At 42.8% G+C, this 18,816-nt stretch carries 16 protein-coding genes; 8 read left to right on the top strand and 8 right to left on the bottom strand.

What is annotated here, in order from left to right; genetic code table 11:
• Positions 1-58: 58 nt before the first annotated feature.
• The 7 genes from FD723_RS21115 to FD723_RS21085 all read right to left on the bottom strand — a co-directional run bounded on the left by FD723_RS21115 (position 59) and on the right by FD723_RS21085 (position 8,197).
• Entirely contained in the window at positions 59-1,051 is a 993-nt protein-coding gene (locus tag FD723_RS21115) for a beta-ketoacyl-ACP synthase 3 (RefSeq protein WP_179067099.1), read from the bottom strand.
• A gap of 121 nt (positions 1,052-1,172) precedes the next feature.
• Positions 1,173-2,195 (bottom strand): phosphate acyltransferase PlsX, encoded by a 1,023-nt coding sequence (gene plsX / locus FD723_RS21110; protein WP_179067098.1) that lies wholly within the window; start codon positions 2,193-2,195, stop codon positions 1,173-1,175.
• Between the two features lie 245 nt (positions 2,196-2,440).
• Positions 2,441-3,922 (bottom strand): leucyl aminopeptidase, encoded by a 1,482-nt coding sequence (locus tag FD723_RS21105; protein ID WP_179067097.1) that lies wholly within the window; start codon positions 3,920-3,922, stop codon positions 2,441-2,443.
• 153 nt (positions 3,923-4,075) lie between these two features.
• On the bottom strand, positions 4,076-5,242 hold the full coding sequence (locus tag FD723_RS21100) for an EcsC family protein (RefSeq protein WP_179067096.1): 1,167 nt from the start codon (positions 5,240-5,242) through the stop codon (positions 4,076-4,078).
• 580 nt (positions 5,243-5,822) lie between these two features.
• The gene (locus tag FD723_RS21095) at positions 5,823-6,440 is read right to left on the bottom strand and encodes a Uma2 family endonuclease (protein WP_179067095.1); all 618 of its coding nucleotides are present in this window, start codon (positions 6,438-6,440) and stop codon (positions 5,823-5,825) included.
• 52 nt (positions 6,441-6,492) lie between these two features.
• Complete coding sequence (locus FD723_RS21090) at positions 6,493-7,311, bottom strand: alpha/beta fold hydrolase (protein WP_179067094.1); 819 nt, start codon at positions 7,309-7,311, stop codon at positions 6,493-6,495.
• A 160-nt stretch (positions 7,312-7,471) separates the two neighbouring features.
• The gene (locus FD723_RS21085) at positions 7,472-8,197 is read right to left on the bottom strand and encodes a 1-acyl-sn-glycerol-3-phosphate acyltransferase (protein ID WP_179067093.1); all 726 of its coding nucleotides are present in this window, start codon (positions 8,195-8,197) and stop codon (positions 7,472-7,474) included.
• 380 nt (positions 8,198-8,577) lie between these two features.
• Between FD723_RS21085 and metG the strand changes: the two genes are divergently transcribed.
• The 3 genes from metG (at position 8,578) to lptC (ending at position 12,186) form a co-directional block, all read left to right on the top strand.
• Positions 8,578-10,182 (top strand): methionine--tRNA ligase, encoded by a 1,605-nt coding sequence (gene metG / locus FD723_RS21080; protein ID WP_179067092.1) that lies wholly within the window; start codon positions 8,578-8,580, stop codon positions 10,180-10,182.
• Positions 10,183-10,348: 166 nt separating this feature from the next.
• A complete protein-coding gene (locus tag FD723_RS21075; protein WP_179067091.1) occupies positions 10,349-10,978 on the top strand; it encodes an NYN domain-containing protein in 630 nt (209 codons plus the stop codon).
• Complete coding sequence (gene lptC, locus FD723_RS21070) at positions 10,978-12,186, top strand: LPS export ABC transporter periplasmic protein LptC (RefSeq protein ID WP_179067090.1); 1,209 nt, start codon at positions 10,978-10,980, stop codon at positions 12,184-12,186. The genes FD723_RS21075 and lptC overlap by 1 nt, the downstream gene beginning before the upstream one ends.
• 742 nt (positions 12,187-12,928) lie before the next feature.
• Here lptC and FD723_RS21065 read toward each other — a convergent pair.
• The gene (locus FD723_RS21065) at positions 12,929-14,164 is read right to left on the bottom strand and encodes a cytochrome P450 (RefSeq protein WP_179067089.1); all 1,236 of its coding nucleotides are present in this window, start codon (positions 14,162-14,164) and stop codon (positions 12,929-12,931) included.
• Positions 14,165-14,339: 175 nt separating this feature from the next.
• Between FD723_RS21065 and FD723_RS21060 the strand changes: the two genes are divergently transcribed.
• From FD723_RS21060 to FD723_RS21040, 5 genes are all read left to right on the top strand, one after another.
• Complete coding sequence (locus tag FD723_RS21060; RefSeq protein WP_179067088.1) at positions 14,340-14,909, top strand: sigma-70 family RNA polymerase sigma factor; 570 nt, start codon at positions 14,340-14,342, stop codon at positions 14,907-14,909.
• A gap of 45 nt (positions 14,910-14,954) precedes the next feature.
• On the top strand, positions 14,955-15,593 hold the full coding sequence (locus tag FD723_RS21055; RefSeq protein WP_179067087.1) for a cupin domain-containing protein: 639 nt from the start codon (positions 14,955-14,957) through the stop codon (positions 15,591-15,593).
• Positions 15,594-16,166: 573 nt separating this feature from the next.
• Entirely contained in the window at positions 16,167-16,829 is a 663-nt protein-coding gene (locus FD723_RS21050) for a ferritin-like domain-containing protein (protein WP_179067086.1), read from the top strand.
• A gap of 225 nt (positions 16,830-17,054) precedes the next feature.
• On the top strand, positions 17,055-18,251 hold the full coding sequence (locus tag FD723_RS21045; protein ID WP_179067085.1) for an MFS transporter: 1,197 nt from the start codon (positions 17,055-17,057) through the stop codon (positions 18,249-18,251).
• Positions 18,252-18,412: 161 nt separating this feature from the next.
• Complete coding sequence (locus FD723_RS21040) at positions 18,413-18,814, top strand: metal-sensitive transcriptional regulator (protein ID WP_179067084.1); 402 nt, start codon at positions 18,413-18,415, stop codon at positions 18,812-18,814.
• Positions 18,815-18,816: the final 2 nt, after the last annotated feature.

Raw genomic sequence — 18,816 nt, 5'->3', positions numbered from 1 at the left:
AGCCTCTCGTAGAGAAGTCTTGGTCATTAACAAAGGACAAATGACAAAGGACAAAATATTATCTTCCCCATTTAAAAATTGCTGCACCCCAGGTAAGACCAGCGCCAAAGCCTGATGCAGCAATGATGTCATTGGGTTTAATTTTACCTTGCCGTACCGCTTCATCTAAAGCTAAGGGGATGGAAGCAGCTGAGGTGTTGCCGTACTGGGCGAGATTACTAATAACCTTATGTTCGGGGACATTCAGGCGTTGGGCAACGGCATCGATAATCCGTTGATTGGCTTGATGCAACAGCAGCCAATCTATTTGATCGACGCTAAGGTTGGCTTGGAACAAGGCTTTATCTATAATTTCTGGCACTTTTTGGACAGCAAAGCGGTAAACTTCTTTGCCGTTCATCGTAATCGGTTGGTAAGTGCCTTTGGTGATATTTACATTAGGGAGTAGTTCTTGGGAAGCGCCTGTGTATGCAAGATTGAGGTGATGGTTTTGAGTACCATCACTTTTAAGTGCAAATCCTAATAAGCGATCGCTTTTGGCAGCCTGTAATACTACTGCCCCTGCACCATCACCGAACAACACACAAGTGCGCCGATCTTGCCAATCTACCCAGCGAGAGAGGATATCTGCCCCGATCAAAAGTACATTTTTGTAGGTACCAGTTCTAATGTATTGGGCTGCTGTCACCAGACCAAATACAAAGCCGGAGCAGGCAGCTGTCAAGTCAAAGGCTACTGCGTTGGTGGCTCCTAATAGAGCCTGAACTTGACAAGCACTACCAAACAAATCATCAGGGGTGGAAGTTGCCAGTAGAATCAGGTCTAGGTCTTCTGGTTTAATGCCCGCAGATGCGATCGCCTGACTACTGGCGGCAGTGGCGAGTACACTCAAGGACTCAGATGGCAATGCTAATCGCCGTTGACGAATTCCCGTTCTTGTGGTAATCCATTCGTCTGATGTTTCAACTACTTCACTCAATATCTGGTTGTGTAAGGAAGTTGCTGGTACTGCAGAGCCGCTTCCGGTAATTGCTACGCCTAAGTTTTGCACTCCTAATCCCCCAAGCTATCAGCCTTTTTGTCCTTTGTCTTTTGTCCTTTGTTCTTTGTCACTTGTCAGTTGTCCTTTGTCCTTTACAAATGACCAATGACTAATGACCAATGACCAATGACTAACTGCTCTCGCGCTCTAGGATGTATTGGGACTGAATTCGTTGTATCACCTGGTTATCAACAGCTTCTTTGGCCATGCGAATTGCATTAAAAATTGAAGGGGCTTGTGAGCTACCGTGACCGATAAAACAGACTCCTGCCACGCCTAACAGCAATGCGCCACCATGTTCTGCGTGATCCATTCGCTGCTTAATGCGCTTTAGGTTTGGTTTTAAGAGTGCTGAACCGATTTGACCGTGCAATCCTTGGGGTAATTCTTCTCGCAGAATTTGCAGAATCACTTCTCCAACAGCTTCGGCAAATTTTAATAATACATTGCCGACAAAGCCATCGCAGACAATTACATCAAAGCGGCCAGAAAGCACATCACGCCCTTCGGCATTGCCAATAAAATTAATTTGAGAATTTTCGCGTAGCAGTTGGTGGGCACGGACGGCTGCATCATTGCCTTTAGAGTCTTCTTCACCGATATTTAGCAAACCCACCTTTGGTTCAGTTGTACCCAAGACATACTGACTGTAAGCCGATCCCATAACACCAAACTGCTCTAAAAACTTGGGACGGCAATCTACATTTGCGCCGACATCAAGTACTAGCACTGGCTTACCAGCAATAATCGTGGGAAAAACAGTCCCGATCGCTGGGCGATCAATTCCTGGCAACCGTCCTAAGCGGAGCAAAGCTGATGCCATCGCTGCCCCAGAGTGACCCGCAGAAAATACGGCATCTGCCTTTTGCTGCTTAACTAAATCCATCGCCACATTGATCGAAGCCTTGCGTTTGCGTCTAACTGCATTTAAAGGCTCCTCATCCATAGCGATCGCTTCCTCAGCAGTCACGATCTCCACCTGCCCTAAACTTGTTTTTGATGGCAAGGCAGCTTCTATTTGTTGGGGATCACCAACCAACAATATATCTACACCCAATTCTTCTCTTGCTCGCAATGCGCCAGCAACGATTTCAGCGGGTGCGTGATCCCCTCCCATTGCGTCAATTGCGATCCGTATGCGAGTCGATCCCATTGCTCACAGCTTCTAGAAACCTTACAAATTTTACCAGATGGCTTTGCCGAAAATGCTTAACTTTCTGACCGCCAAATTACTTCTGTTACGATTGCAACAATTTTTGCTGGCTAGCTCAAGATAGCACGAATTGTTCGGTAGTAGGGAGTAGGGCATTGGGCATGGGGCAATTCAATTTTGGATTTTGAATTTTAGATTTTGGATTAAATTTCAATCTAAAATCCAAAATCTAAAATCTAAAATTCTTACTCCCCAGCACCCAGCACCCAATCAACTAGCATCCGAACGCCGTAGCCAGTTGCCCCTGCGCCGTTGTAGCCATTTTCTTTATCTGTCCACACTGGGCCAGCAATATCTATGTGTGCCCAAGGGGTTTGTTTGACAAATTGCTTGAGAAAAAGGGCTGCGGTAATTGCACCACCTGGACGCGGCCCTGTATTTTTCATATCCGCGATACCAGACTTTAGCCCTTCAAAATATTTTTCTTCCATTGGCATCCGCCAAATTTTTTCTCCTGAAGTTTCCGCAGCTTTTTCGATTTGGGAAGCTACACCTTCATCGGGAGTGTACAAACCAGCAATATCCTCACCTAATGCAATGACGTTGGCACCAGTCAGGGTGGCTAAATCAACGATCGCATCTAATCCCAATTTGTCGGCATACACCAAGGCATCTGCTAAGGTCAAACGTCCTTCAGCGTCGGTGTTGTTCACTTCGATTGTTTTGCCGTTTGATGCTGTAAGAACGTCTCCAGGGTGCATAGCGTGACCGCTAATCATGTTTTCGGTCGCTGCCGAGATAAAGTGAACTTCTGAGTCTGGCTTAATTTGAGCAATTGCTTTTGCTGCACCCAAAGTTGCCGCTGCACCGCCCATATCAATTTTCATAGTTTCGATGCCACTACCAGCGCCTTTAATGTTGAGTCCGCCGGAGTCGAAGGTTAAACCTTTACCAATAATTGCTAATTTCTTTTTAGGTGTGCCTTCTGGCTTGTAAGTTAGGTGAATGAATTTCGGTGGCAAATCGGAAGCTTGGGCGACTCCTAAAAAAGCACCCATACCCAGCTTTTCGCAGTCTTCCCGTTCTAGAATTTGCAGTTGTAAACCGTACTCCTTGGCGATCGCTTGAGCAGTTTCCGCTAAAGTAATTGGTGTTACCGCGTTAGCTGGCGCTGCTACTAACTGCCGTGCCAAATTTACCCCGGAAACGATTTGATGAGCGCGGGTAATCGCGGCTTCTTGTCCACCAAAACCTAATAAATCTATACTTTCTATTTGTGAACCTTTATCTTCTGGTTCGGATTTAAAGCGAGTATCTTGATAAAGTGCCAATTCTACACCTTCAGCGATCGCTTGGGCACTGGCTGCTGGATCGTTGTTCCATAATGGAAAACTAAATCCCAAAATTTTGCTTTTTTGCTTTTTTCCTACCCTGGCTACAGCCGCCGCCGCACGGCGCAGAGTATCTAGTTTGAGTCCATCTGGTTTGCCTAAACCTACCAAAATCAATTTCCGCACTGGGCTACCAGCATTTACACGGGTGAAAATAGTACTGTTGGCTTTACCTTTAAATTCTTCTTCAGCAATTAGTTCTTTTAAAACCCCAGCAAACTTTTGATCTAAAGTAGCCAGTTCTCCGGTTAACTCTACTGCATCTTCAAATAATCCAATTGCCAAACTATCGCCTGCCCACTCTAGCAAAGGCTTGTCACTAGGTTGAATTGTCATTTTGGGATTTTGTGTAAATATTCCTTCCTGTACCAGTATTGCTCAAAATTCTGGTTTCATGGGGAGGGACTGGGGATTGGGGAGATGAGGGAGTGTGGGGAGATGAGAATTTTGCTTCCCTCTCCTCCCAAACCCCCTACACCTCCCAATGCCCTATGCCCCAATTTTATTTGTGTCAATGTCAAATTTGCTGGCGATCGCTTCGATTATTTTTTGCTCAACTGGTGTAATCTGATTGTCAAGGTGGGCAATTTTGTAACACTGAGCCAATAAGGGTATGGCAAAATCACGATTCAGTTGATTGAGTAATATATCTAAAGGCTGAGGTGATTTGATATTTTGGGCAATGGCATCCAACGAGGTAGGAGTTAGGTTTAGAGCTTTTAATTCTGGTAAAATTTCTTTCCAAGTCTTTTCTGGATGACTAGCAAGGATCATGTGAACTAAGATTTGATCCGTGATGGCTTGTTGAGCGATCGCACTTTCTAGATATTTTTCACTTTCGGCTTTTAATGTTGCCAATGTCTGAGGCGATGCCAGAGATGTTGATTCATCCAGCTTGGTTTCGTAAAATCGACAAGCAGCATAACCCAATGAATAGATCATCGTTGCATTTGAACTAGCTCCAATCACCGCACCCGCTAAGGGCACATTTCGCAACAAGCCTAATCCCGCAGCTTTCAACAAACGTCCTCCACCCAAAGCCAATCCAAAAATTGCCAAAATCTCACCTTTGCGGGCAGGATCTTTTAAATCTAGCCCGTAGACAGATGCAATTTGATAAAGCATTTCTGACTGCAATTTTGTTGTGGCTGTTAAATCAATTGCCAACAATGCCACTGCTATTCCTGGCAAAATACTAGTAGCTAGTCCAACCGTGGCTGCTTTAGTTGCTTTTTCCACCATGATTCGGTGAGCAAGCTGGCTGGGTGATTCATTGGGATACTGTTTCTTGAGCTTATTTACCGCCGCTTCTGCTTGTTCTAAATCAACTAGGTTAGTATCACTAATTAGCCAATTGAGATTTAAGACTCCAGATAGTTTTCTAATCAGCCAATTTTCGCTGAGGCGATTCACAACCTGACCGCTGCTTTGAGTTGTTTGCTCAATAAACTTATGTGTTTCTTTTGCCGTTGCTTCTCCCACTCCTACTGCTGTGTCTAAAACTGCTTGGCCAGTCTGAGCAACAGTTTTAATCAAAGACTCTAATACAGACGGTTCATTTTCTATCAATGATTGAGTCTGGATTCCTACTTCTGAAGTTTCTCTGGGTGAATTAACTGATTTATTCACTTTTACTTCTTGGGGTTTGTCTGCCATTGCTTGTCACCATCCTGTAAAGCCTCTCTCTTTCTTGTAGCGAAAATATGAGTGGCTTGACATCTCCCAAAAAGTACAACTTATCAGAGTTAATAGGAATTATTCTGTGTATTAACTATAGACATGCGAAAGTTGACTGAGGTTCTGATGATAACCTAACGTCAACAGTGCCTTTTAAGAGGTTATTTGAAAATTCCAAATTAATACTAGCCCCGGCGATTACAAAGATACTGTTGGCGAATTAATAGGGGGTCTAACTCATCATTCCTGATTACTCTGATTTAAGTCCGTTGAAACGGACTTGAGCTATTAGCCCGAAATTTATTTCAGGGCGGGAAAGGAGCGCCAAACCAAGGTTTTAGGGGTGAGGGATCAAACCCAAACCCACCGTGAATTGATCAACAGTATCTTACAAATCGCGGCTATACAGACGAAACCCACCTCCGTGGGTTTGAAAGACTTAGTTTTTGGTTAGTCCGCGCAGGCGGACGAGAGTTTGTGTAGTAGCGAATTATATTCGCCCAAAACTTTTCAAATATCCTCTAAATTTTTACTTTTTCCCTGTTCGGTGAATTCACTATTATTGACCAGCGTTGAAAATTTGTTCTGCTGTCAAAATTAACTCAGAGAAACTAGGAGATATAATACGTTCGCTACCCATAAACTGACTAACTTGGTATTCTCCGTCAATTAGTTGATAAACTGAAATAGTGGGTTGTTTGGGATTACCAATAAACTTCCTAGCTGCCAATGCTGCATAGTCAACAATCCAATATTCGGGTATACCCATTTCTTCATAATCAGCAAGTTTCAGATAATAATCATCGCGACAATTGGTACTGACAACCTCAATAACTAAAGGAATTGATGTACCCTTAGTAACAGTAGAAGACTTTTCCCAAAAAGGTTCATCAACTAAAGCAACGTCATTTAGTATTAATACATCAGGGAAATAACCTGATTCTCTTTCTGGTGGTTTCACAATTGCTTGATTGGGAATAAAGTAGGGGAGATTTAATCGTCTAAACTCTAAAGTCAATTCAGCCGTCGAAAATCCTTTTATCCTTTCAAGTTTCCCTGTAGGCTGTGACATTTCAACAATTTCCCCATTGTGCAATTCATAGCGTACCCTAGAGTTTTCAGGATACCAGGTGATAAATTCGCCAAAGGTAACTATTTTTGGTAAGGCTTGGGTCATAATAATTGATTACTATGAGTTTGCTTTGATTTTAAAAATGCTGCACCTTCCTTTACTTCTTAACTCTACTTGTATCAGCTTTCCTTTCTAAAAATTCGTTATTATTAAGAATTTCGTAGAGATTAGTATCTTTTTCTAGCAAGCAAGCGTGTCCACAATTTGGCAATACCACAACCTTGTTATTTGGTAAAATATTTGCTATACGCTTTACTTCAGTTACGGAAGGTAAAAGGCGATCGCTACCACCAGCAATTAACAAAACTGGTTGAGTCAAATTACCTAACTGTTCCTCATCAACATGAAACTCTCGTAGCAAAGACAACCGCCAAAGAACCGTTTCAGCTGGGACAGAACGCATAGTTTTCAGCAAATCGTGGCGATCGCTGCGAGAAATGCGTGGCAAAGATGCTAAAAATGGTAATAATCCCAGTGCGCCAACATCATACAATCCTGATGGCACTAAGTAAGTTAGTTGAGATGCCCAACTTAACCAAGGGCGGAGATGAAAGGATGAAGCTGGGTTAATTAAAATGATTCGTTTAAATAAATGAGGTGCTTGGATTGCTACTTTCATTGCCAAGCAACCACCAAAGGACTCACCACACAGGTAAACTGGCCTCTGAGAGCTTTTTTCTAATTCGGCGTCGATCAAGTCCAATACACTCTTCGTTAGCATATCCCAAGTGTTAAGGTCTTTCCGGGGGAGCGCCAAAGAGCGCACATCAAAGCCAGTTTCTAATCCCGCAGTTTGCGATCGCAATAGTTGACCTGTTCCATCCATTCCTGGTAAATATACCAATAGCGGATACTCTGGCTGTACTCGTTCAGGAGTCAGGAAACAAGGCTTTAGCTCAACTTCAGAAATAGTCATTGGTCATTAGTCATTAGTCATTGGTCAATGGTATAAAACTTTTGGACTGTTGATTGTTGCTTTTGAGGGAAGTTCGGTGTTTTTGACCAAAAACAAATAATCCTTTAAGAACAAGAGACAAAAGTCGTGGGCACAATCCAAAATCTAAAATCGAATGGCTCTAATAGCAACCTTGACGCAGTAAATTGCCAATTTCACTATGACAGTGTTCTGTCAGTTCAGCCACAACAGTTCTAGCTTGTTTGCCATGATATTTTTGATGATATTGGGGCGTAATCCAATAAGGACGACCGATTAAGACCGCAACCCGGCGATAAATTACCAAAGGATGCCAACCACCTTGGTTAAATAAGGGTTCTGAAGGATCAAATACACTCAAAAGCTTTAAGGGGAAGCCAGAAGTGTTGACTTCTTCTAAAGAGGCGATCGCGATCGGTAAAATAGCTAAATCCTGTACATCAGCTCGTAATGCCAAATGAGCAAATCCCCGCTGAAACTCACCTAGATGATTTGGTTGAGTAAATTTCACCATTGGTTCAGTCCCTTCTGGGAATACTCCCACCATCTGCTTGGACTGCAATAGCACCTGCGACTGTGAAAAAAAGCTTTGCTGGCGGTTTTGAGTATCCTCCAAGGGAAAACACCCCAATTGACCGGTGACAATCTCCCGCATGACTGGCACTTGTCCCATATAGTGATGGCAAGCAAAGCGAATCGGACTCGATAACGCTGCCATTAAAATCAGTGCATCCATAAAGCTGCGGTGATTGCTGACTACCAACACGCTGGCATCCTGGGGAATGCGATCCTCATAATAGCGAAACATTTGCGTTGAAAGTGCCGCCACCAAAGCGCGAGAAATCTCTAGGGGGCTATTTCGATTCATACCTAATCAATATATTTTCCGGTAAATATGGCGATTTATCTTAATTTAATTTTTACATTTCTTTACTATTGCCATGACCGTCTTAAGATAGAAATATCTGAATCGACAAAAGCAATGAGATTTTCTGCATTCTCAATTTTGTATTCTTGATCACAAGAATATCTAATAGAAACTATTCATAAAAATTATGATTAGTTAATTTCCATTTTTTAGGTAAAAATGAGTTTAATTGATGTCTATTACAAAACAATTCTTGACCTGATAAATTTGCTAGTATAAAGATGTTTTTGGAAAAAGCAGGAATAATATTGTATAATTGCGTGGTTTTGCCACCAAAAGCGAAGATGTAAAACGTTTTAATAAGTTAATTTTTATTTTGTATGAATCTAGTGAATAAAACAACAAACACATTTGCGCTGACCACACCTCTATATTATGTAAATGATGTACCCCATATAGGTAGTGCTTACACGACGATCGCAGCCGATGTCGTGGCGCGATTTCAGAGACTACTGGGAAATCAGGTATTACTAATTACAGGTACAGATGAGCATGGGCAAAAAATTCAGCGATCGGCAGAAAGTTTAGGCAAAGCACCGCAAGAATTTTGCGATGAAATTGTCCCTAGCTTCGTGAGTTTATGGCAGTTACTAGACATTCAATACGATCGCTTTAGTCGAACCACTGCACCTCGTCATCAAGCGATCGTCAAAGAATTCTTTGAGCGAGTCTGGGAATCTGGTGATATTTACCAGGGACAACAACAAGGCTGGTACTGCGTATCCTGCGAAGAATTCAAAGAAGAACGGGATCTACTTGAAGGACACCGTTGCCCAATTCATACTAACAAAGAAGTGGAGTGGCGAGACGAGCAAAACTATTTTTTCCGCTTATCCAAATATCAAAATAAGCTGACAGAATTTTATCAATCTACACCGGATTTTATTCAACCAGAAAGTCGGCGTAACGAAGTCCTCAGCTTTGTAAATCAAGGGCTACAAGACTTTTCAATTTCGCGGATAAATCTAGATTGGGGTTTTCCCGTACCAGTCGATCCCAAGCACACCCTTTATGTCTGGTTTGACGCGCTGCTAGGTTATGTCACAGCATTACTAGAACCAGACGCAGAACCAACTTTAGAAAATGCTTTAAAAACATGGTGGCCGATTAATTTGCACCTAATTGGTAAAGATATTCTCCGCTTCCATGCAGTTTACTGGCCAGCAATGCTGTTGTCGGCTGACTTACCCTTGCCAGGGCAAGTATTTGGGCATGGCTTTTTGACCAAAGATGGTCTAAAGATGGGCAAAAGTCTGGGTAACACCCTTGATCCTGTTGCGTTAGTTAAACGCTATGGTAGTGATGCCGTTCGTTATTACTTCCTTAAGGAAATCGAATTTGGTAAGGATGGAGATTTTAATGAAGTTAGGTTCATTAATGTTTTGAATGCAGATTTGGCAAATGATTTAGGTAATTTGCTCAATCGCACCTTGAACATGGTGAAGAAGTACTGCGCTGAGAATAATGTCCCATCAATCGGCAATGAAGCGATTCCTGACGAAAATCCTTTGAAAGCAACTGGTTTACGTCTAGGGGAACAGGTGAAACAAGCATACCAGGAGCTAGCTTTCAATCAAGCCTGCGGGGCTATCCTTTCACTAGTGCAAGCTAGTAATAAGTTTATTGATGAACAAGCACCTTGGTCATTATATAAACAGGGACAGCAGGAGTCGGTGGAAAAAGTTCTCTACGCAGTTCTAGAATCAGTTAGACTGGCAGCTTATCTGCTATCCCCAATTATTCCGAACATCAGTAGCGATATTTATCAGCAGTTGGGCTTCGGAATAAACTTTAACGATCAAAAACAAAGTTCAGTTACCGCTCCTTTTGCCATCCATGCCACATGGGGAATACTATCTAGTAAACAACCTTTGGGTACATCCCAACCGGTTTTTAAGCGAATAGAAGCCCCGAAAAACGATTAGTCCTTATCAAACTCTGATTTTGTTCAATTTCTTATTTTCTCACAAAATTTATCGTGGCTGAACTTAAATCAGCTGCGGAACATTATCATAAGCCGCTGTGACTAGCATCTAAAAGTTGGTAATTTGTATCAAAAATAACAGGGATAAAAATTGAGGTATCACAACGATGTTGAATAATTTGGAAAACGATTCAATCTTTACGCCAGAACAGGTTTTGGAGAATCGGGGTAGAGTTGCCATATTTATTGATGGCTCAAATTTATTTTACGCTGCACTGCAACTAGGGATTGAAATCGACTACACCAAGCTATTATGTCGATTAACGGGAGGTTCTAGACTACTGCGTTCTTTTTTCTACACAGGTGTAGACCGGACAAACGAGAAGCAACAGGGGTTTCTGCTGTGGATGCGTCGCAATGGCTATCGAGTCATTGCTAAAGATTTAGTCCAGCTACCAGATGGCTCTAAAAAAGCTAACCTGGATGTAGAAATAGCGGTAGACATGATGGCACTAGTAGATTCTTATGATACCGCAGTTTTAGTTAGCGGTGATGGGGATTTAGCTTATGCGGTTAATTCAGTCAGCTATCGTGGCGTGCGGGTAGAAGTCGTGAGCTTGCGTTCCATGACCAGCGACAGCTTAATTAATGTTAGCGATCGCTACATTGATTTAGAAGCCATCAAAGAGGATATTCAAAAAACCCCTCGCCAAAGCTATCCATACCGTCCCTTATCTGGGATCGGCTTTTTGGAAGACACTAGAAGTAGTGATGGACATTTAGAAATCCAAGAATAATGGCGTATAAGTTTCATCAAAGAGGGAGAAAGGAAGAGAGAAAAAATCAAAATTTCTCCTCCGCTCCCTCCTTTCTTGTTTTACCTTTGACCTTTTTCTTGGTATTTGGTTTAGTTGCTTGTGGAGGCAAATCTCCCCCAGCTTCTCAACAAAATACTGAGGCTTCATCTAATTCAGATAGCAATTTAACTTTCTTTGGTGTCACCCTAGAACAAGCAGATGAAGTCGGACGACCGATTTGGAAAGTTAGGGCTACACGGGCAAAATATACTAAAGAAAAAGAAATTGGTCAGGCGGAAAGTCCTTATGGTGAACTATACCAAGATGGCAAAGTAGTTTACAAAATCAAGGCAGATGTAGCAGATATTGAACAAGATGGGAAGCAGTTGTTTCTTAAGGGGAAGATATTTGCCACAGATCCTAATAATGGGATTGTATTGCAAGGCAATGAATTAGAATGGCGTCCCAAAGAAGATTTGTTAATTGTCCGCAACCAGATTAATGGTACTCATAAACAACTACAAGCAGTAGCACAGGAAGCGCGAGTTAAAACCCGCGAACAGCGTATGGAGTTTTCTGGAGGGGTAATAGCCAATTCCACCGATCCCCAAATGCAGGTTAGAACCGAACATTTAATCTGGAATATTAAAGAAGAAAAACTGATTGGCGATCGCCCCATTCAAATTGACCGCTACAAAAATAATAAAATTAGCGATCGCGGCAAGGGAAATTCTGCCGAAGTAAACTTAAAAACCAAAATTGCCACTGTCAAACAAAATGCTCAACTAGATTTACTAGACCCACCACTGCAAATAGCTAGTAACTCTATGATTTGGAACATGAACACAGAAACCGTCACCACCAACTCGCCCACGCGAATGTTCCAGCGTGCCGAAAATGTCACAGTGACAGCTAATCAAGGTGAAATGAAAATACCGCAAAAAACCGTTTATTTAACAGGAAACGTCAACGCCGTTGGTCAACGTCGCCAGTCTTTGAAATCCAATACATTAACTTGGTATTTAGACAATAAGTTAGTTGAAGCTCAAGGAAATGTAACTTATCGACAAGTTGACCCACCGTTAAATTTTGCTGGTGAAACAGCCGTTGGTAATCTGCAAACAGAAAATATTGTTGTCAAAGGCGGCAGTTCTGGCGGTAGGGTAGTCACGGAGATTATTCCCCAAGAAAGAGCCAATCGTCGGTAGTGAAGTTAGGGGAGCGGGGAATAGGGAGTAGGGGAGATGAGCGGGGCTGGTATTTGATGTTCCAGTCGCGTATATAGCGAGCGTTTCTCACTCAGATGGGGTACAACGGTTTACCGCAAGGTGTAGGGAACATGACCATTGGTGTCTACTTTTGCTGGAAATAGCTTAACTGTTGGCTTCCATGCCCGCCCGGAAATAAATGAGTAATGAGTAATGAGTAACAAGTAAGTATCTAGGCATAAATAAATTTAAAGTTTGTAGTAAGGACTTTAGTCCTGATAATCCTTGCTCTGAGCGATAAATCGCTCACTACAAACTAGGAGTTTATTTTATATTTAATTATGTCTACTTACTTAATAAGTAATAAGTAATACACATTACTGATTACTCATTACTTCAAAAATAAATTTCCGGGCTAGTAGCTAAAGTCTACTGAAGTAGGCTCAATATTTTTGGTGATATTTAGTCATCTTCAGATGACTTTAGCTATGAGACGGGAATTTCAATTCCCGGCGGACAAGCGGTTTCGCGTTAAGTTGACACCAATGGGCATGTTCCCTACGGGTGTACCTCAATACTTGTCGGGTTTTGGGGAAAAGGGGAAGGTGGGGCCCCCTCTGGGGATAAGGGGCGGGGGAAAGGGGAAAGAAAAAACCTTTAACCTTTACCCTTTAACCTTTTTCCCAAAATCAAATTCCGAGTTGAAAATGCAAAACCCGAGCAGTATTGGGGTGTACCTCACTCAACATCTGGAAAATTTCACTGGCAAAGAATCAAAACCTTTAAACACCAAACTAGAGTGTCTTGGGATGGCAGGTTTATCGGTATCGAAGTGAAGATCGGGCAGTCGTCTCAGCAAGGTATTAAAGCAAATCACTAACTCCATACGAGCCAAAACAACACCGAGACAAAAATGCACACCTGGGCCAAATCCCAGATGTTCGTTGGGTGAGTGGGTGATATCAAATACATCTGAAGCGTCAAACTTCTCCGGGTCGTGATTGGCTGCTCCCAGTCCTAAAGCGATCGCACTTCCCATCGGAATATCTCGATCGCCAATGGTCAAATCTTGTTTGGCAATCCGAAATACAAATGGAGCAGGAGTATCAAACCGAATCATTTCTTCCACCGCAGAATTGATTAACGCTGGATTGGCTTGTAGTTTGCGTAATTGTTCTGGGTACTGGAGCAAAGCATTCACCCCATTGGGAATTAAATCAGTTGTGGTCAAATGACCGGCATTCAAAATCAAGATGCACAGGGATGGGAGTTGTTCTAGATCAAATCCTTGTTCTTCATAAGCAACAGTCAGCAAACTAATCATGTCAGTCCCCGGTTGCCGACGCCGTTGTGCAATCAAGCGTCGAATTAACGCAGTAAATTCAACTGAGGCCACGTCTGCTTTACGAGCTAATACATCGATATTCTGACCGCCAGGGGCCCCCCAAAATGTGCCAATATCCATTGCCCAGCGAATTAGGTCATCTTGCTCGCTCTTCGGAACCCCAAATATCTCGGCAATGATCAGAGCCGGAAGCGGTATAGATAAATCAGTCACAATGTCCATATAACCACGGTCTTGGACTCGATCGAGAAGGCGATCGCTCGTAGCTTGAATAATTGAACGCCAACTCTCCAGTGCCCGTGTAGTAAATCCCTGATTAGCTAGCTTACGTAGACGCGTATGATCTGGCGGGTCTTTCTCAATCATCATATTGCAAGTCAGATGAATAAAGTTCTGAATCGAATTCACATCGACATCTCCCAGTTGCTTGACGAATAAAGGACGACGATCGGCACTTAATCGCTCATCGCGCAGAGCCGCTTCAACATCTTTGTAGCGTGTGAGTATCCAGTAACCTAGAGCTTCTGAGTAATAAACAGGGTCAGCTGCCCGCATAATGTTGTACAGAGGATAAGGATTGATTAAGACCTCTGGTGAAAATAAATCGTATTCTGGCGTTTTGGTAACAGACATATAATTGCGTTTCCTAGATATGAAACTTATTTAATAAGGATTACGACCACTACGATAAATTGGATCTATCGAGTGCCAAAATTAGTTATTAACATCCACCAAACCCTTGAGCAAGACTTGGAAAGCGTCAAAAGGGTCGCTATACTTCCTAGTTAGACAAAAACTGAACCTGTAAATGGATTCCTCACTCTTAGCCGATGATGCATCACTGCTAACCAGAATCGCTAAACATGACCAGACTGCTCTTTCCCAACTCTACGATCGCTATGCCAAGATAATTTATGCTGTGGCGTTTAAAAGTCTGAGATCGGTTGAAGAAAGCGAAGAAGTTGTCCTAGATGTTTTTGCTCAAGTCTGGCGAATTGCCGATCGCTATGATGCAGTCAAGGGCAGAGCGGATACTTGGCTGTTTTTGCTGGCTCGCAGCCGGATTTTGGATCGCCTCCGTAAGCTCCAGCGCAGTCAACCTTCTTCCCCAGTTTCGACTGAACTCTCAGAGATCCAAACCCAACATCAGAGCGTAGATCCGATTGAGGAGGTACTGATTTGTGAGCGTCGCGATCGCGTGTTATCAGCACTGAAACTACTACCATCGGAACAACGTCTAGTAATTGAATTAGCTTACTATCAAGGTTTAACCCATAGCCAGATTGCGGCTCAAACTGAGATGTCTTTAGGCACGGTTAAAACCAGAATTCGGTTAGGCTTAAATAAGTTAAAGTCTGCCCTTGACGCTGGAATCTAGGTATAGCTTTGAAAGTAAAAGGTTTATTGAAGGCTAAATCTGCTCATGAGTTTTGAAAACCACTGTTTCTGTGAATTAGCTCCGCTCTATGTGCTGGATCTACTGAGTGAGCCAGAAAGGCTATCAGTTGAGCAACAGTTGGCAGAATGTCCAGAACTAGCCGACGAATTAGCCCAATACGAGACAGCCGCAACAGCGATTCCCTATAGTGCGCCGGTTGTGCCAATGGCAGAGAATTTGAAAGACCGATTATTTGCTCGTCTGGAACTGGAACCGCTGGAGTCTTTGCCCAGTCAGACTCCAGGCTTCGACAATATTTTATTTCCATATCTAACAGTGCGATCGCAAGATGTGCAATGGCAACCTCAACCTATTCCTGGTGTAGAAATCGCCATTTTCCATACTGATCTCATCAAACGGGAGATTGTCGGACTTTTTCGGGCTGCTCCTGGAATGTACTATCCTATGCATCGTCATGCGGCGATCGAGGAAATCTATATGCTAACTGGCGATTTGGTGGTTGGGGATGAAGTCTATGGTCCAGGGGACTATATTCGCTCCCAGCCAGGATCGGTTCATGGTCCCCATACAATCGGGGGCTGTATGTTCTTTTTCCGCACTTCAATGGATGATGAATATCATGATTTTGCCTCGGCTGAGGGGCAGGGGAATTTTAGATTTTAGATTTTGGATTTTAGATTGAAGTCCAATCCAAAATTATCAATCCGAAATCCAAAATTGTTTCCTCAATCCATAGTTCCCAGTCCCTATTTTCAAGACAGTCATTCACGGGAAAATCCCACAACCAACAATTAATGAGTAATGAGTAATGAGTAATGAGTAATACCCATTACTTATTACTTCAAAGTCAAAGACAGTTGAAGTTGGGGTTTAAATCCCCGACTCAACTGATACTACGTGTAATGGTTGGAGTCTTCAACCCTTGAATTGGCGATAAAAAATAATATATCCTACTCCCTTTTTCAAGTTAGAGATATCCCCATCAAAAAATTTTTTGATCTAAGTCCTGCTTTTATAGATCCAAATCAGAACGCTCGACGTATATACCTTTTAGATGAACGGCTGGGTTTGCAAGAGCAATAGTGAAATCCTATTTGCTCTCTGCGAAGCTGTACAGAATTTGGCACTAAATCACCTCTTCAGATGTTTCTTCTGGAGTAGGGACAGTTTTACTTTGGCTGTTCTCTAATCATCATCTGTGAATTCAACATGACATCATCCCGGAGACACTAAATTATGGACTTTCAAAGCGCTTTAAATAGAAAATCCTCCCGTCGCTCAATCTTCTCGCGCCGTGAGGTGGTGGTAAGTGGAGCAATAGCTGGTGTAGCTGGTGCATTGAGCTTACCTCTGCTTGCCGAAAAAGCTGAGGCTAACTCCGGCTCTGCTAAACAAAACGATGCAAAAATCCTCAATAATGCTCTTTATTATGAACATCAGGCAATTTGGGCTTATAGTTTTGCCGCAGGTAAGTTAACGAATACTGATGTAGGTAAGGCGGTTCTAGCCTTAGCTCTCCGCAACCAAGCAGATCATAAAAAACATCGAGATGTTCTAGCTGGTGCTGTCTCCAGTCTGGGTGGAACCCCAGTAAAAGCTGAATCTAGCTATGATGTTTCATCCTACATCAACAAGGGTGAGGGCAACGTAGATAATGATGTCAATATTGCTAAGTTAGCTCTGGCTTTGGAAATAGATGCTGCGATCGCCTACACTCTTGAAGCCGCCAAGCTCAAAACTCCAAAATTAATTACGGTTGGAGCGAGTATTGGCACTACTGAGTCTGCCCATGCTGCGGCTATTCGTGCCACTTTCAGAACGCTGGGTGTGAATATTGAAATTGTTCCAGCCGCCTTTGTCAGTGTAGAAAATCGTGACGCTTGGATATTGAAAGTCTAGATTTACTCGCTTCGTGTGTCATTAGTCATTTGTTATTTGTCCTTTGCAAATGACTAATTTTCTTTCTTTTACCTTTTACCTTTTACTTGTTCAGTAATTAACGAATGCTTTCAAATAGGGTAAGTAAACCAGGCATTTCAAATCAATAAAACCCTTGCGTGATGGGAATTACAAATTACGTTAGCAAGTCAGACGCTTCACTATCGAGCTTCATTACGAACTAGTATGCGATCGCGAATATCTCAATCTTCAATTTTATGGCGACAAGTCTGGGGTTTGGCAGCGTTATTAGCAGCCATCATCTTTAGTTGGATGGCTTATGGCTTCTATCAACCCAGGATTTTAGAAAAACAGGGCTTTACGGGTATTGCTAGTAGTTTAGGAATCCTACAAGGACTGCTGGGAGCGGTGGTAGAACCTTATTTCGGGATAGTTTCTGATCGGGTAATGCGGCGAGTTGGCTCTCGTCTACCGATGATTGCTGCTGGAGTCACCTTGGCAGGAATGATCTTTGTGGTGGTGTCGCTGTTACTTGAAGGGGAGTTGCCAAGTAGTTTGCGTTGGTTAATTCCTGTGCTGATGACTATATGGGTGATAGCTATGATTGTATTTCGCGGCCCTGCCATTGCCTTGCTGATGCAGTTTGCACCTAGCGCCGAATTACCTCAAGCCAATGTCATCCTCGTCTTAATCTTTGGATTGGTGGGAGCGGTAGGGCCTTTATTAGGCAACTTGATTCAGCATTTAGGGGCATCACTAACATTTATGTTGGGAGCCGTTGTTTTGATAGTTGGGGCATTGCTTTTGTGGTCAGCTAAACCCCAATACACTCTCCCTATTAAACAAAGTTCTCAACCATTACCAACTTTTTTACGTTCGGTGCTAATTTTTGGTGTTGGTTTAGGCGCAGGTTTAGAGGTGAACCTGCTACTGAGACCTTTTCCTGTTTTACTGCACAATATACTACCGAGCATTGGTACAGAGTATATTACCTCTGGTATGTTACTAGTGTCTGGCTTGAGTGGACTTTTCCTAGAGCGATTGATTTTGAGATTGGGTGTTAAGAAGGCGATGAAAATAAGTTTAGGTGCGATCGCCATTTTAATGGGACTAACCCTATTAACTCGCAATAGTAGACTCGCAGTTGGATTAGTTGTTGCCTTTGGAGTAGCCTTTGGTCTTTTGTTTACCAGTCAAATCCCTTTTGCTCTAACAGTAGTTCCTCCTACGTGGGCAGGTTTAGGCACAGGGTTATACTTTGGCGGGATGGGTGCGGCGACTGCTTTGATATCACTCCTGCAACAATATGACGAAATAACTCCCATAATCGGATTTTGGGGGGGTGCGATCGCTTTTTTAATTGCAACTTCGTGTTTAAGTGCAATTAGATTTAGCTCAACTACTAGACTCCCGTTTGCTTAACATAGAAACAAATTACTACAAAGCTCCAACGCATCCTAGCAAAGCAACAGATAGCAGAGATGAACAAAATTCCAACTCCTCCTCATCTCTCCACTCCCCATCCAGGAATATTGGTCGAGTACTAGGCTAGGATCTTAGTATTACAAGTCCTTTGATAACCTATGAATGGATCAAACCGATTAGGTAAGGAATCCTTGCCAACATCCCAGCAAGTAGAACATTCCCACCATCACGATACAGACGACGAGCATACAGATCATACTCATGGAACTGGAGAATCGGCTCATCCTCACATCCATAGCGAAGAGTCTTTACGGCGAATTGTCAATCGATTATCGCGCATAGAAGGACATGTTCGTGGTATTAAGGCAATGGTGCAGCAAAGTACCCCTTGTCCTGATGTTTTACTGCAAATTGCCGCAGTACGCGGCGCATTGGATCGGGTAGCGCGGATTGTTTTGGATGAACATTTAACAGAGTGTATTGGTAGAGCCGCACAAGAGGGCAATATTGACGTTGAAATTAAACAGTTAAAAGCTGCTTTAGATCGGTTTTTACCTTAAGA

Source organism: Nostoc sp. C052 (assembly GCF_013393905.1).
Lineage (GTDB): Bacteria > Cyanobacteriota > Cyanobacteriia > Cyanobacteriales > Nostocaceae > Nostoc.
The sequence above is the reverse complement of the archived record's forward strand: the minus strand, read 5'-3'. Positions and strand labels throughout refer to the sequence as shown.

What these genes read in the sequence shown, in the direction of transcription:
- plsX (WP_179067098.1), bottom strand. Translation starts at nt 2,195, where the DNA reads ATGGGATCGACTCGCATACGGATCGCAATTGACGCAATGGGAGGGGAT.
- FD723_RS21105 (WP_179067097.1), bottom strand. Translation starts at nt 3,922, where the DNA reads ATGACAATTCAACCTAGTGACAAGCCTTTGCTAGAGTGGGCAGGCGAT.
- FD723_RS21100 (WP_179067096.1), bottom strand. Translation starts at nt 5,242, where the DNA reads ATGGCAGACAAACCCCAAGAAGTAAAAGTGAATAAATCAGTTAATTCA.
- FD723_RS21095 (WP_179067095.1), bottom strand. Translation starts at nt 6,440, where the DNA reads ATGACCCAAGCCTTACCAAAAATAGTTACCTTTGGCGAATTTATCACC.
- FD723_RS21090 (WP_179067094.1), bottom strand. Translation starts at nt 7,311, where the DNA reads ATGACTATTTCTGAAGTTGAGCTAAAGCCTTGTTTCCTGACTCCTGAA.
- FD723_RS21085 (WP_179067093.1), bottom strand. Translation starts at nt 8,197, where the DNA reads ATGAATCGAAATAGCCCCCTAGAGATTTCTCGCGCTTTGGTGGCGGCA.
- metG (WP_179067092.1), top strand. Translation starts at nt 8,578, where the DNA reads ATGAATCTAGTGAATAAAACAACAAACACATTTGCGCTGACCACACCT.
- FD723_RS21075 (WP_179067091.1), top strand. Translation starts at nt 10,349, where the DNA reads ATGTTGAATAATTTGGAAAACGATTCAATCTTTACGCCAGAACAGGTT.
- lptC (WP_179067090.1), top strand. Translation starts at nt 10,978, where the DNA reads ATGGCGTATAAGTTTCATCAAAGAGGGAGAAAGGAAGAGAGAAAAAAT.
- FD723_RS21065 (WP_179067089.1), bottom strand. Translation starts at nt 14,164, where the DNA reads ATGTCTGTTACCAAAACGCCAGAATACGATTTATTTTCACCAGAGGTC.
- FD723_RS21060 (WP_179067088.1), top strand. Translation starts at nt 14,340, where the DNA reads ATGGATTCCTCACTCTTAGCCGATGATGCATCACTGCTAACCAGAATC.
- FD723_RS21055 (WP_179067087.1), top strand. Translation starts at nt 14,955, where the DNA reads ATGAGTTTTGAAAACCACTGTTTCTGTGAATTAGCTCCGCTCTATGTG.
- FD723_RS21050 (WP_179067086.1), top strand. Translation starts at nt 16,167, where the DNA reads ATGGACTTTCAAAGCGCTTTAAATAGAAAATCCTCCCGTCGCTCAATC.
- FD723_RS21045 (WP_179067085.1), top strand. Translation starts at nt 17,055, where the DNA reads ATGCGATCGCGAATATCTCAATCTTCAATTTTATGGCGACAAGTCTGG.
- FD723_RS21040 (WP_179067084.1), top strand. Translation starts at nt 18,413, where the DNA reads ATGAATGGATCAAACCGATTAGGTAAGGAATCCTTGCCAACATCCCAG.